Raw genomic sequence first — 12,793 nt, 5'->3', positions numbered from 1 at the left:
TCGGCCGGGCAGCCGGGCGGGTCGGGCCGGGCTCACCGGCGCGCGGCGACCACGGTCTCGCGCAGCAACCGCAGCGCCGTCGGCAGCGCACCCGGGCGCAGCACCGGCGCGATCCCCAGCACCCCGCGCATCCCGGCCCACCAGCGCACCTGCCCGTCGGTGCGCAGCACACCGACCGCAGGCGCCCGGCAGGACCCGACGTCGGCCGGAAGGTTCGGGTAGATCTCGGCGAGGCGGGGTTCGCGGCAGGACCGCGCCCGGACCCGCACGGTCACGCAGCCGGGCAGCTCCTGCGCGATCCGCGAGCACGGCGCGCACGCCGCGTCGTGCACCACCACCAGCTCCCGGATCCGCGCGCGTGCCACCGGGACATCATCGCCGCCGTCCCCCGGCCGGTACGCCGGCGGTACCGCTCAGCCCGACAGGATCGTCCCGGCCAGCCGCGCCGGGTGCGACAGCATCGGGTGGTGCGACCCGGTGATCGCCTCGGGCACCGTCCCGCGCAGCCGCCGGGCCAGCATCGTCCGCACGAACGCCTTCGGGAAGAGCTTGTCCTCGCGGCAGAGCAGGTAGCGGGTGCGGACCTCCGGCCAGCTCTCCCGCGGCCAGGGCTGCTCGAACGCGGTGCCGGACTGGTCGAGCTCGTGGCGCAGCGCCTCGTTCGCGGTCTGCTCGGGGACGTCGTGGTAGAACAGCGCCACGATGTCGTCGGGGTCGCGGCCGTCCTTCGCGTCCTGCGCGGCGAGTGCCTGCGGGTGCCCGGTGGCCTCCCACCAGTCCGCGCCCGACTCCCCCGGCGCCGGGACCATCGCCGACACCAGCACCAGCTCCCGCACCGGCAGCCGGTCGCAGACCAGGGGCGCGGTGAACCCGCCGAACGAGTGCGCGACGACGACCAGGTCGTCCGGCTCGTGGCCGTCGCGGGTCACCGCCGCCACGACGGCGTCGGCGTAGTCCTCGAGACGGGCGTCGTCGTCGGTGCAGGGCAGGTCGACCGGGACGGCCCGGTGGCCGCGCCCGGTCAGCTCCCACGCCAGCGGACCCCAGTACCAGCTGTCGGCCCCGGCTCCGGGGACCAGCGCGAACGTCGTCATGTTCTATCCGACCGCTCCGCGCGGCCCTTCTCATCGCCTACGGTGGTAGGCGTCCCCACGAGGAGGCGTGATGAGCGAGCAGCCCACCGTCCCGGACCCGCTCGACCCGGGTCCCCCGCCCACCGGCTACACCGACGAGGGCGTGCCGACCTTCGAGCACGTCCGCGACCGGATCGAGGGCCGGGCGGCGACGGCCGCCGCCGCGGAGGAGCTGGCCGGGGGCGACACCCGCGCCCGGGAGGCCGAGGAGGCCTTCGCCCAGCGCGAGCGCAAGGCCGCCGACAAGCTGGCCGAGATCCGCCGCTCGATGGGCCGCTAGCCGGCGCTCCTCACGACCCCGGGCGCCGGAAGATCTTGTTCCCGAGCCAGACCAGCGGGTCGTACTTGCGGTCCACCGCCCGCTCCTTCATCGGGATCAACGCGTTGTCGGTGATCTTGATGTGCTCGGGGCAGACCTCGGTGCAGCACTTGGTGATGTTGCAGAAGCCCAGGCCGTGCTCCTCCTGCGACTCGACGGCCCGGTTGCCGTGCGCATCGAGCGGGTGCATGTCGAGTTCGGCCATCCGCATCAGGTAGCGCGGGCCGGCGAACTCCTGCTTGTTCTCCTCGTGGTCGCGGACCACGTGGCAGGTGTTCTGGCACAGGTAGCACTCGATGCACTTGCGGAACTCCTGGCTCCGCTCGACGTCGACCTGCTGCATCCGGTACTCGCCCGGCTCCACGCCCTCCGGCGGGGTGAACGACGGGATCTCACGGGCCTTGGTGTAGTTGAACGACACGTCGGTCACCAGGTCCCGGATCACCGGGAAGGTCCGCAACGGCGTGACCGTGACGACCTCGTTCTCCGCGAACGTGTTCATCCGGGTCATGCACAGCAGCCGCGGCCTGCCGTTGATCTCCGCAGAGCAGGAGCCGCACTTGCCGGCCTTGCAGTTCCAGCGCACCGCCAGGTCGTTGGCCTCGGTGGCCTGCAGCCGGTGGATGATGTCGAGGACGACCTCGCCCTCGTTCACCTCGACCGCGTAGTCGACCAGCTCGCCCTTGGTGTCGTCGCCCCGCCAGACCTTGAAGTGCTGCAGGTGGGTGCCGTTCTGGGTGCTAGTCATTGTGCTCCCTCCGCGCCGCCGGCGCTCGTGCTGATGCTCACTCCGCAAGCTCCGTTCGGTGCCCGCCGAGCTCCTCGCCGGTGTAGTACTTCTTCAGCTCGTCCATCTCGAACAGGTCGAACAGGTCCGCGCGCATCGCGATCTGGTCCTTGCGGGTCAGCTCGATGTCATCCTCGCCGAGCGCGCTGCACACGAGCAGCTGGTGCCGCCAGTCCGAGTCCATGACCGGGTAGTCGTCGCGGGTGTGCCCGCCGCGGGACTCCTGCCGCTCCAGCGCGGCCTTCCCGACGCACAGCGAGACCAGCAGCATGTTGCGCAGGTCCAGCGCGAGGTGCCAGCCCGGGTTGAACGTCCGGTGCCCCTCGACCGAGACGGTGCGGGTGCGGGTGGCGATGTCCTCCAGTTTCTTGAGGGCCATCTCCATCTCGTCTTCCTTGCGGATGATCCCGACGAGCTCGTGCATGGTCTTCTGCAGCTCCTGCTGCACCATGAACGGGTTCTCCCCGCCGTCGGTGGCGGTGGAGAACGGCAGCAGCGCCCGCTCGACCGCGTCCTGCACGTCGGACTCGGTGACGGCCGGGCGTCCCCGGTCGGCGTGCTGCGCGGCGTGCAGCCCGGCCCGGCGGCCGAACACCAGCAGGTCCGACAGCGAGTTGCCGCCCAGCCGGTTGGAGCCGTGCATGCCACCGGCGACCTCACCGGCCGCGAACAGGCCCGGCACGCTCGACATCGCGGAGTCCGGGTCGACCTCGACCCCGCCCATCACGTAGTGACAGGTCGGTCCGACCTCCATCGGCTCGGCGGTGATGTCGACGTCGGCCAGCTCCTTGAACTGGTGGTGCATCGACGGGAGCCGCTTGAGGATCTCCTCGGCCTTCAGCCGGGTGGAGACGTCGAGGAAGACGCCGCCGTGCGGGCTCCCCCGCCCGGCCTTCACCTCGGAGTTGATCGCCCGGGCGACCTCGTCACGGGGCAGCAGCTCCGGCGGGCGGCGGTTGTTGTCCGGGTCGGTGTACCAGCGGTCGCCCTCCTCCTCGGAGGTGGCGTACTGGTCCCGGAACACGTCCGGGACGTAGGAGAACATGAACCGCTCGCCGTCGGAGTTGCGCAGCACCCCGCCGTCACCGCGGACCGACTCGGTGACCAGGATCCCCTTCACCGACGGCGGCCAGACCATCCCGGTGGGATGGAACTGCAGGAACTCCATGTTGATCAGAGTGGCGCCGGCGCGCAGGGCCAGTGCGTGGCCGTCGCCGGTGTACTCCCAGGAGTTCGAGGTCACCGAGTAGCTCTTCCCGACCCCGCCGGTGGCCAGCACGATCGACGGGGCGTCGAACCGGACGAACCGGCCGTCGTCGCGGAAGTAGCCGAAGCAGCCCGAGATCGCGCCGCGTTCGCCCGGGCCCTCGCTGGTCGTGAACAGCTCGGTGATCGTGCACTCGGCGAACACCCGGATCCGGGACTCGTAGTCCCCGGTCTCGGCGAAGTCCTCCTGCTGCAGCGACACGACCTTCTGCTGCAGGGTGCGGATCAGCTCCAGCCCGGTGCGGTCGCCGACGTGGGCCAGCCGCGGGTAGGTGTGCCCGCCGAAGTTCCGCTGGCTGATCTTGCCCTCGGCCGTGCGGTCGAACAGGGCGCCGTAGGTCTCCAGCTCCCAGACCCGGTCCGGGGCCTCCCTGGCGTGCAGCTCGGCCATCCGCCAGTTGTTGAGGAACTTGCCGCCGCGCATGGTGTCGCGGAAGTGGACCTGCCAGTTGTCGTTCGGGTTGGCATTGCCCATCGACGCGGCGCAGCCACCCTCGGCCATCACGGTGTGCGCCTTGCCGAACAGCGACTTGGAGATGATCGCGGTCCGCTTGCCCTGCAGCCGCGCCTCGATCGCCGCCCGCAGGCCGGCCCCACCGGCCCCGATGACGACGACGTCGTAGCTGTGCTGCTCGATCTGTTCGGTCATCTCAGCTCACCCCACGATCCGCAGGTCGGAGATCCACCCGGCGGAGACGGCCATGACGTAGAAGTCGGTGATGGCCAGGCTGGCCAGCGTCGCCCACGCGTACTGGCTGTGCCGGGTGTTCAGCTTCGACACGAAGGTCCACATCTTGTAGCGGACCGGGTGCCGGGAGAAATGGTTGAGCCGCCCGCCGACGGCGCTGCGGCACGAGTGGCACGAGGCCGTGTAGCCCCAGAGCAGCACGACGTTCGCGACCAGGATGATGTTGCCCAGGCCCAGGCCGAACCCGCCGCCCGGCTTGGCGAAGGCGAGCACCGCGTCGTAGGTGTTGACCAGCGTGACGATCGCGGCGAGGTAGAAGAAGTAGCGGTGCGCGTTCTGCAGGATCAGCGGGAACCGCGTCTCCCCGGTGTAGCGCGCGTGCGGCTCGGCGACCGCGCAGGCCGGCGGCGACAACCAGAAGGCCCGGTAGTAGGCCTTGCGGTAGTAGTAGCAGGTCAGCCGGAACAGCAGCAGGAACGGCAGGGAGACCGCCGCGTAGGGCAGCCACCAGACGTCGGGCAGGAACGTCCCGAAGTGCGACGAGCCCTCGACGCAGCCGACCGAGACGCACGGCGAGTAGAACGGCGTGAGGTAGCCGTACTCGCTGACGAAGTAGTACTCCTGCATGAACGCCCGGACCGTCGCGTAGGCGACCCAGGCGACGAACGCCACGAACGTCGCGAGCGGCGGGAGCCACCATCGGTCGGTGCGCAGTGTGCGGGCGGCGATCGTGGCCCGGCCTGCGCCGGTCCGGCCGCTGGTGTCAGTGGTGGTTGACACGCGCGGGAGCTCCTGTCGTCTCACCGGCACCGCGGCCCCGTACGGGCCGGACACGGCGCCGTGTCTCGATGCTCTGTCGCCGGCCTGCAGGCACGGCGTCGGCAGAGCGTACGACGCACATCACATGTGATCTACGCGGACCTCGGGTCCGCAGCCGTATCGAGACACGGCTCACACCCGTCACAGGCGGTCGAGGGCCGGTGCGCGCAGCGTGACCCCGGCCCGGCCTGGGGGACGAGGCGTTCCGGACGACCCGGACACCACCCGGACGGGGCGGCGGCACGAGTCACATCCGCTCGACCCGATGGAGCGAGGAGTGTGCTCTACGACAAGTCGCTGCCATCCCGGTGGCGTCAGGCGGAACGGCTACCGGCCGGAGCGGGAAATAGACTGACCGAGGTGTCCGACCATTCCATGGGAAGGAACGTGAGCAGGGCCGATGCACGACAAGCTGGAGACGATCTACGAGCGGGTGCTGTCCCGCAACCCTGGTGAGACCGAGTTCCACCAGGCCGTCCGAGAGGTGCTCGAGAGCATCGGCCCGGCGATCGACAAGCACCCCGAGTACGCGCAGGCGCGGATCGTCGAGCGGATCTGCGAGCCCGAGCGCCAGGTGATCTTCCGGGTGCCCTGGGAGGACGACAGCGGCGACATCCACATCAACCGCGGTTTCCGGGTCGAGTTCAACAGCGCGCTCGGCCCGTTCAAGGGCGGGCTCCGTTTCCACCCGTCGGTGCTGCTGGGCACGGTCAAGTTCCTCGGGTTCGAGCAGGTGTTCAAGAACGCGCTGACCGGGCTCCCGATCGGCGGTGGCAAGGGCGGGTCGGACTTCGATCCGCGCGGACGCTCCGACCGCGAGGTCATGCGGTTCTGCCAGAGCTTCATGCTCGAGCTGTACCGCCACATCGGTGAGTACACCGACGTCCCGGCCGGTGACATGGGCGTCGGCTCCCGCGAGCTCGGCTACCTCTTCGGCCAGTACAAGCGGATCACCAACCGCTACGAGTCCGGCGTGCTGACCGGCAAGGACCTCGCCTACGGCGGCGCCCAGGTGCGCAAGGAGGCCACCGGCTACGGCTGCACCTACTTCGTCGACCAGGTCCTCAAGGCCCGGGGCGACTCGTTCGAGGGCAAGGACGTCGTGGTCTCCGGGTCCGGCAACGTCGCGCTCTACACGATCGAGAAGGTGCACCAGCTCGGCGGCCGCGTGGTCGCCGCGTCGGACTCCTCCGGGTTCGTCCACGACCCCAAGGGCATCGACCTCGAGCTCCTCAAGGACATCAAGGAGAACCGCCGCGAGCGGATCACCAGCTACACCGACGCGGTGCCGCACGCCGAGCTGGTCACCGACCGGTCGATCTGGCAGGTGCCCTGCCAGGTCGCGCTGCCCTCCGCCACCCAGAACGAGCTCGACGCCGACGACGCGGCCGCGCTGGCCCGCAACGGCTGCCTGGTCGTCGGCGAGGGCGCCAACATGCCGACCACCCCGGACGGCGTGCGGGTGCTCCGCGAGGCCGGTGTGCTCTTCGCGCCCGGCAAGGCCGCGAACGCCGGTGGTGTCGCCACCTCGGCGCTGGAGATGCAGCAGAACGCCTCCCGGGACTCCTGGAGCTTCCGCTACTCGGAGAACCGGCTGCGCGAGATCATGATCGACGTGCACGACCGGTGTCACGCCACCGCCGAGGAGTACGGCCGTCCGGGCGACTACGTCGCCGGGGCGAACATCGCCGGCTACTCGCGGGTCGCCGAGGCGATGCTGGCGCTCGGCCTGGTCTGAGCCGCCCGAGCCACGAAACGGCCGGGCCGGCCCGCCCCTTCGGGGAGCGGACCGGCCCGGCCGTTCTGTGCTGTGTGCGGGCTGCGGGTCAGCCCTTCTTCTTGCCGCCCACCGTCGCCGCGAGGTAGTCGCGGTTGAGCTGGGAGATCACGTCGAGCGGGATCTCCTTCGGGCAGGCGGTGGCGCAGGCGCCGGTGTTGGTGCAGCCGCCGAACCCGGCGTCCTCGTGGGTCTGCACCATCTCGACGACGCGCTGGTAGCGCTCCGGCTGACCCTGCGGCAGCTCACCGAGGTGGGTCAGCTTGGCCCCGAGGAACAGCGACGCGGAGCCGTTCGGGCAGGCCGCCACGCAGGCACCGCACCCGATGCAGTTCGCTGCGGCGAAGGCGCGGTCGGCGTGCTCCTTCTGGACGGCGTTGGCGTTGGCCTCCGGTGCCGACCCGGTGTTGGCCGAGATGTAGCCCCCGGCCTGGATGACCTTGTCGAACGCACCGCGGTCGACGATCAGGTCCTTGATCACCGGGAACGCGCCGGAGCGGAACGGCTCGATGACGATCGTGTCGCCGTCGTTGTAGTGCCGCATGTGCAGCTGGCAGGTGGTCGTCGCCCGCTGCGGACCGTGCGGCTGGCCGTCGATGACCATGCTGCAGGTACCGCAGATGCCCTCACGGCAGTCGTGGTCGAACGCGACCGGGTCCTCGCCGGAGGTGATCAGCTCCTCGTTCAGCACGTCGAGCATCTCGAGGAACGACATGTCCTCGTGCGCCTCGACGTCATAGGTGGCCAGGCGACCCTTGTCGATCGCGTCGCGCTGCCGCCAGACCTTCAGAGTCAGTTTCACGTCTGCTCGCCTTACTTGTAGCTGCGCTGGGTCGGGTGCACGTACTCGAAGACGAGCTCCTCCTGGTGCAGGACCGGTGCCTGCCCGCGGCCGGTGTACTCCCAGGCCGAGGTGAAGGAGAAGTTCTCGTCGTCGCGCTGCGCCTCGCCGTCCTCGGTCTGGCTCTCCGCACGGAAGTGACCACCGCAGGACTCGCGACGCACCAGCGCGTCCAGGCACATGAGCTCGCCGAGCTCGAGGAAGTCGGCCACCCGGCCGGCCTTCTCCAGGCTCTGGTTGAGCTCCGCACCCGTGCCGGGCACCTTCACGTTGCTCCAGAACTCGCGGCGCAGCTCGGGGATGCGGTCCAGCGCCTTGCGCAGGCCCTCCTCGGAGCGCTCCATGCCGCAGTAGTCCCACATGATCTGGCCCAGCTCGCGGTGGAAGGAGTCCACCGTGCGGGTGCCGTTGATCGACAGCAGCTGGTCGATCCGGTCGGTGACCGACTTGACCGCCTCCTGCACCTCGGGCGCGTCCTCGGGGACGTCGTCGAGGTTGTGCTTGGCGATGTAGTCGCCGATGGTCACCGGCAGGACGAAGTAGCCGTCGGCCAGGCCCTGCATCAGGGCGGAGGCGCCGAGCCGGTTCGCACCGTGGTCGGAGAAGTTCGCCTCGCCGCCGACGTAGAGCCCCGGGATCGTGGACTGCAGGTCGTAGTCGACCCACAGGCCACCCATCGTGTAGTGCACGGCGGGGTAGATCCGCATCGGGACCTCGTACGGGTTCTCGCCCGTGATCCGCTCGTACATCTCGAACAGGTTGCCGTACTTGGCCTCGACGGCCTTGCGGCCGAGCCGCTGGATGGCGTCGTCGAAGTCCAGGTAGACGCCGAGCCCGCCCGGGCCGACGCCGCGCTGCTCGTCGCAGACCTCCTTGGCGGCCCGGGACGCGATGTCGCGGGGCACCAGGTTGCCGAACGCGGGGTACTTGCGCTCGAGGAAGTAGTCACGCTCCTCGTGCGGGATCTCGTTCGGGCCACGGTCGTCGCCGAGCTTCGTCGGGACCCAGACACGGCCGTCGTTGCGCAGCGACTCCGACATCAGGGTCAGCTTCGACTGGTGGTCGCCGGAGACCGGGATGCAGGTCGGGTGGATCTGGGTGAAGCAGGGGTTCGCGAACAGCGCGCCCTTGCGGTGCGCCCGCCACCCGGCGGTGACGTTGCAGCCCTTGGCGTTCGTCGACAGGTAGAAGACGTTGCCGTAGCCACCCGAGCAGAGCACGACCGCGTCGGCGGTGTGCACCTCGATCTCGCCGGTGACCATGTCACGGGCGACGATGCCGCGGGCCCGGCCCTCGACCACGATCAGCTCGAGCATCTCGTGCCGGGTGAACATCTCGACGGTGCCGGCCTGCACCTGACGCTCGAGGGCCTGGTAGGCGCCGAGCAGCAGCTGCTGGCCGGTCTGGCCGCGGGCGTAGAAGGTGCGCGAGACCTGCACGCCACCGAACGACCGGGTGTCGAGCAGGCCGCCGTAGTCGCGGGCGAACGGGACGCCCTGCGCGACACACTGGTCGATGATCTGGCGGCTGATCTCGGCGAGCCGGTGCACGTTCGACTCGCGGGCGCGGAAGTCGCCGCCCTTCACGGTGTCGTAGAACAGCCGGTAGACGCTGTCGCCGTCGTTGCGGTAGTTCTTCGCCGCGTTGATGCCGCCCTGTGCCGCGATCGAGTGGGCGCGGCGCGGGCTGTCCTGGTAGCAGAACGTCTTGACCTGGTAGCCGGCCTCGCCGAGCGTGGCCGACGCGGCACCACCGGCCAGGCCGGAGCCGACGACGATGACCTTCTTCGACCGCTTGTTGGCCGGGTTGACCAGCTTCACGCCGAAGCGGCGGCGCTCCCAGCGGGTTTCGATCGGCCCGGACGGGACGGCCTTGTCGACGACCGGCTCACCGGTCGTGTAGTCCGAGTACAGGCCCGTCCCGCTGTCGGTGTCGCTGTGGTTCTGGTGGGAATTGGCGTCAGTCATGGGTCAGACCACTCCGAACGTGACGGCGAGGGGCACCGAGATGAAGCCCAGGGTGAGCACGACGGCGAACACGGTGGACACCACCTTGATGGTGCGTTCCCGGCTGTTGGAGGACCAGCCGAGGGTCTGGATGCCCGAGAAGATGCCGTGCTGGACGTGGAAGCCCAGCGCGACGACGGCCAGCACGTAGAACAGCGTCACGTACCAGCGCTCCGGGGCGAAGCCGGCGGCGATGTTGTCGTAGACCTCCAGGTGCACGCCGTTCGGGTTGGCGACACCGAAGGTCAGGTCGAGCAGGTGGTAGATGACGAACAGCGCGATGATGACGCCGCCCCAGCGCATGGTGCGGGCCGCGTAGCTGCCCTTCACCCGGTAGGAGCCACCCGCGTACTTGATCGGCCGGGCCCGGCGGGCGCGCAGGGTCAGCACCGTGGCCGACCAGATGTGCGCGATCACCGACACCAGCAGGACCACCCGGACGATCCACAGCATGCCCTCGTAGGGCAGTGCGGGCTCGAGGATGGTCCGCAGCCAGGACGCGTACTCGTCGATCGCCGCGGGACCGAAGAAGATCTTCAGGTTCCCGATCATGTGCAGGACGACGTAGAGCAGCAGGAAGACGCCGCTCACCGCCATCACGAACTTCAGCAGCGCACTCGGTGTGCGCGGGCGCCGGGGCGCGGCGGCGCCGCCGGCCCGGGACTTCTCGGACATGGTGACCACGGAGTCTAGTGGACATACCAAGGCTTGCGACCGTCCAATGCATCGAGCGGTCGAGTGCCATAGCACTAGGCTATGCCGGTGACACTTCAGCAGCTCATGTACTTCGTGGCTGTGGCCGACGTGCGCAGCTTCACTCGGGCGGCCGACCAGGTGGGTGTTACCCAGCCCACTCTCAGCCGCGCGCTGCGGTCGCTGGAGGACGAGCTGGGTGCCCCGTTGATCAACCGCGGTGCGGTGGTGACCCTGACCCCGGCCGGTGAGGCGGTGCTGCCCCTGGCCCAGCGGATGATCGCCGACTCCGACATGGTCCGGTCGACGGTCGCCGAGATGGTCGGGTTGCGCAGTGGCCGGGTGCGGGTCGGTGCGACGCCGTCGCTGTGCATCGGCGTGCTGGCGGACGTGCTGCGGGTGTTCCACGCGCGGCACCCGGAGATCGCGGTGGAGCTCGCCGAGGACGGCTCGCAGCCGCTGGAGACGTCCCTGGTGCGCAACGAGCTCGACGTGGCGCTGGTGATCGTTCCGCCGGACGGCGTGGACCCGGCGCTGCACTCCGCTCCCCTGCTGCGCGAACGGCTGTCGGTGGCGTCCCCGCGGGGCCGGCGGCCGCTGACCCCGCGCGGCTCGATCTCGGTGGCGGAGCTGGCCAAGCACGACCTGGTGATGGTGCGCCGGGGCTACGACCTGCGGGAGGTGACGCTGCGGGCGTACGCGGTGGCCGGGGTGACGCCGCGGATCGCGGTGGAGGGCGGCCAGATGGACGCCGTGCTGCGGATGGTGGAGGCGGGCACCGGGGTCGCGGTGGTGCCGGACCTGGTGTTCAGCGGGCGGCCCCGGCTGCGCCGGACCGTGCTGAACCCCGCCCTGCACCGGACCGTGGCGCTGGCCCGCCGCGCCGACATCGCGCCGACCCCGGCCGTCATCGCGTTCGCGGACACCCTGCTGGAGCACATGTCCGACACCTCGGCCACCCTGCGGGAGGGGACGAGCGACGTGCAGGTGCTGCACCGGCACCGCAGCGGTCGCGAGCTATTGGGGTGAGGGCGCGGGGCTCGCGGCTCCGGGGGCACCCCGGCGGGCGTTCGCTCGCCGGCGGTGGCCGTGCCGGTGCCGCGGCTCAGTCCTCGGGGGGATCCTCGCCGAGCTCCTCGGCGTCCGCGCCGGCGGCGGCGATCTCGTCCTTGACGACGCCGTAGGCGACGCCGGGACCGTAGCCCTTGCGCGCGAGCATCCCGACCAGCTTGCGGGCGCTCGCCTGCCGCTCCTCCCGGGTGCTGATCGGCAGGCCGCGCAGCCGCTTCGCGACGAGCTCGCGGGCACGCTCGCGCTCGTCGTCCTCGTCGATCCCGGTCAGCGCCTCGTCGGCGGTCTCCCGGTCGACTCCCTTGCGTTGCAGCTCGAGCGCGATCGCCCGTTTCCCGAGCCCGCGGAACCGGTGCCGGGAGCGGACCCACTGGTCGGCGAACGCCTTGTCGTCGACCAGGCCGACCTCGTCGAACCGCTCCAGGACGCGGTCCGCGACCTCGTCCGGGATCTCCTTGCGCCGCAGCGCGTCGCCGAGCTCCTTGACGGTGCGGGCCCGGTCGGTGAGCAGGCGCAGGCAGATCTCCTTCGCGCGTGCCTCCTGCTCCGCCGGGGTCTCGTCCCGCGGGGCGGTTGCCGCTCCGCCGCGGCGGCCACCGCGCCGGCGCCCGTCGCGTCCGGTGGCGCCGCGCCCGGTCTCGGGGTCGTCGCCGGGCCCGGTCGTGGGCAGCTCCTCCCCCGGGCTCGCGAGGGTGTCCGGCCCGGCCGTCCGCTCGCGGCGCCGGGTGCGGCCGCCGTCGGCCCGGCGTGGTGTGTCGCCGGTCCCGCGCGGGTGCCTGCCGCCGGTACGCGCGCCCCGGCCGGCTCCACCCGGGCGGCGCCGGGCGCCGGAGAGCTCGTCGAACGACACCGTGCGGGGTGCTTCCGGCCCGGCTCCGTCCTCGGTCCCCCTGTCGGTCCCACCTCCGGGCCCACTGTCAGGCCCACTGCCGGGCCCACTGTGGGTCCGGCTCCCGGTCCCGCGGCGGTCCCCGGTGCCGGGGACGGAGCGGTCCGGATCCGGGTCCGTGAGGGAGACGGTCCGCGGACCGTCCGCGGTGTCGGAGCGGTCCCCGGAATCGGTGCTCAGCTGCTCGAACGTGACCGTGCGCGAGGTGGGCCCCGGCCCGTCACCGGGTTCGCCGGCACCGACCGGTCCGTCGGACGCGGCGGTGGGGTCGACCGGCCGGTCCGTCCGGCCGGGGGCGTCGTGCGCTGCCTCGCCGGCGCGCGTCCCGTCGGTCCGGGCGCTGTCGGCCCAGCTCCCGGCCTCGACGTCCGCGCTCGCGCCGGCGTCGTCGGCGGCGCCGGCGGCCGGAGCGGGCTCGCCGAACAGCTCGTCCAGCGAGACGGCACGGGGTCCCGAGGTCTCCGTGCCGTCTGCGCCGTCCATGTCGGGTGTGCTCCGGGAGCC

At 71.1% G+C, this 12,793-nt stretch carries 12 protein-coding genes; 3 read left to right on the top strand and 9 right to left on the bottom strand.

Annotated elements, in window-relative coordinates; all coding sequences use genetic code 11:
• Positions 1-32: 32 nt before the first annotated feature.
• Entirely contained in the window at positions 33-365 is a 333-nt protein-coding gene (locus BM093_RS04105; RefSeq protein ID WP_093337299.1) for a hypothetical protein, read from the bottom strand.
• Positions 366-413: 48 nt separating this feature from the next.
• Positions 414-1,094, bottom strand: a complete 681-nt coding sequence (locus BM093_RS04100) for an alpha/beta fold hydrolase (protein WP_093337296.1) — start codon at positions 1,092-1,094, stop codon at positions 414-416.
• A 70-nt stretch (positions 1,095-1,164) separates the two neighbouring features.
• Here BM093_RS04100 and BM093_RS04095 point away from each other — a divergent pair, with 70 nt between their 5' ends.
• Positions 1,165-1,413, top strand: coding sequence for a hypothetical protein (locus BM093_RS04095; RefSeq protein WP_093337293.1), 249 nt, complete (start codon positions 1,165-1,167; stop codon positions 1,411-1,413).
• Positions 1,414-1,423: 10 nt separating this feature from the next.
• On the opposite strand, the gene BM093_RS04090 is transcribed toward BM093_RS04095, so the two are convergent.
• Genes BM093_RS04090 through BM093_RS04080 form a run of 3 tightly spaced genes read right to left on the bottom strand, consistent with a single transcriptional unit; the run spans position 1,424 to position 4,973 of the window.
• Complete coding sequence (locus BM093_RS04090) at positions 1,424-2,200, bottom strand: succinate dehydrogenase/fumarate reductase iron-sulfur subunit (RefSeq protein WP_093337290.1); 777 nt, start codon at positions 2,198-2,200, stop codon at positions 1,424-1,426.
• A 37-nt stretch (positions 2,201-2,237) separates the two neighbouring features.
• Positions 2,238-4,154 carry a fumarate reductase/succinate dehydrogenase flavoprotein subunit gene (locus BM093_RS04085; protein WP_093337287.1) on the bottom strand — a complete coding sequence of 639 codons (1,917 nt, stop codon included), beginning with the start codon at positions 4,152-4,154 and terminating at the stop codon, positions 2,238-2,240.
• Positions 4,155-4,160: 6 nt separating this feature from the next.
• Complete coding sequence (locus BM093_RS04080) at positions 4,161-4,973, bottom strand: hypothetical protein (protein ID WP_093337284.1); 813 nt, start codon at positions 4,971-4,973, stop codon at positions 4,161-4,163.
• A gap of 439 nt (positions 4,974-5,412) precedes the next feature.
• Between BM093_RS04080 and gdhA the strand changes: the two genes are divergently transcribed.
• The gene (gene gdhA, locus BM093_RS04075) at positions 5,413-6,750 is read left to right on the top strand and encodes an NADP-specific glutamate dehydrogenase (protein WP_093337281.1); all 1,338 of its coding nucleotides are present in this window, start codon (positions 5,413-5,415) and stop codon (positions 6,748-6,750) included.
• An 88-nt stretch (positions 6,751-6,838) separates the two neighbouring features.
• On the opposite strand, the gene BM093_RS04070 is transcribed toward gdhA, so the two are convergent.
• From BM093_RS04070 to BM093_RS04060, 3 genes are read right to left on the bottom strand one after another with little or no spacing between them, the layout of a single operon-like run.
• Positions 6,839-7,591 (bottom strand): succinate dehydrogenase/fumarate reductase iron-sulfur subunit, encoded by a 753-nt coding sequence (locus BM093_RS04070; RefSeq protein WP_093337278.1) that lies wholly within the window; start codon positions 7,589-7,591, stop codon positions 6,839-6,841.
• Between the two features lie 11 nt (positions 7,592-7,602).
• Positions 7,603-9,597 carry a fumarate reductase/succinate dehydrogenase flavoprotein subunit gene (locus BM093_RS04065; protein WP_218162648.1) on the bottom strand — a complete coding sequence of 665 codons (1,995 nt, stop codon included), beginning with the start codon at positions 9,595-9,597 and terminating at the stop codon, positions 7,603-7,605.
• A 3-nt stretch (positions 9,598-9,600) separates the two neighbouring features.
• On the bottom strand, positions 9,601-10,311 hold the full coding sequence (locus tag BM093_RS04060; protein WP_093337549.1) for a succinate dehydrogenase cytochrome b subunit: 711 nt from the start codon (positions 10,309-10,311) through the stop codon (positions 9,601-9,603).
• A gap of 87 nt (positions 10,312-10,398) precedes the next feature.
• Between BM093_RS04060 and BM093_RS04055 the strand changes: the two genes are divergently transcribed.
• On the top strand, positions 10,399-11,358 hold the full coding sequence (locus tag BM093_RS04055; RefSeq protein WP_093337551.1) for a LysR family transcriptional regulator: 960 nt from the start codon (positions 10,399-10,401) through the stop codon (positions 11,356-11,358).
• Between the two features lie 76 nt (positions 11,359-11,434).
• Here BM093_RS04055 and BM093_RS38115 read toward each other — a convergent pair whose 3' ends face one another.
• Entirely contained in the window at positions 11,435-12,772 is a 1,338-nt protein-coding gene (locus tag BM093_RS38115; protein ID WP_218162646.1) for a regulatory protein RecX, read from the bottom strand.
• Positions 12,773-12,793 lie beyond the last annotated feature (21 nt).

Source organism: Pseudonocardia ammonioxydans (assembly GCF_900115005.1).
Classification (GTDB): Bacteria; Actinomycetota; Actinomycetes; order Mycobacteriales; family Pseudonocardiaceae; genus Pseudonocardia; species Pseudonocardia ammonioxydans.
Note: the sequence above shows the minus strand (reverse complement) of the source record. Positions and strands in the feature narration are given on the sequence as shown.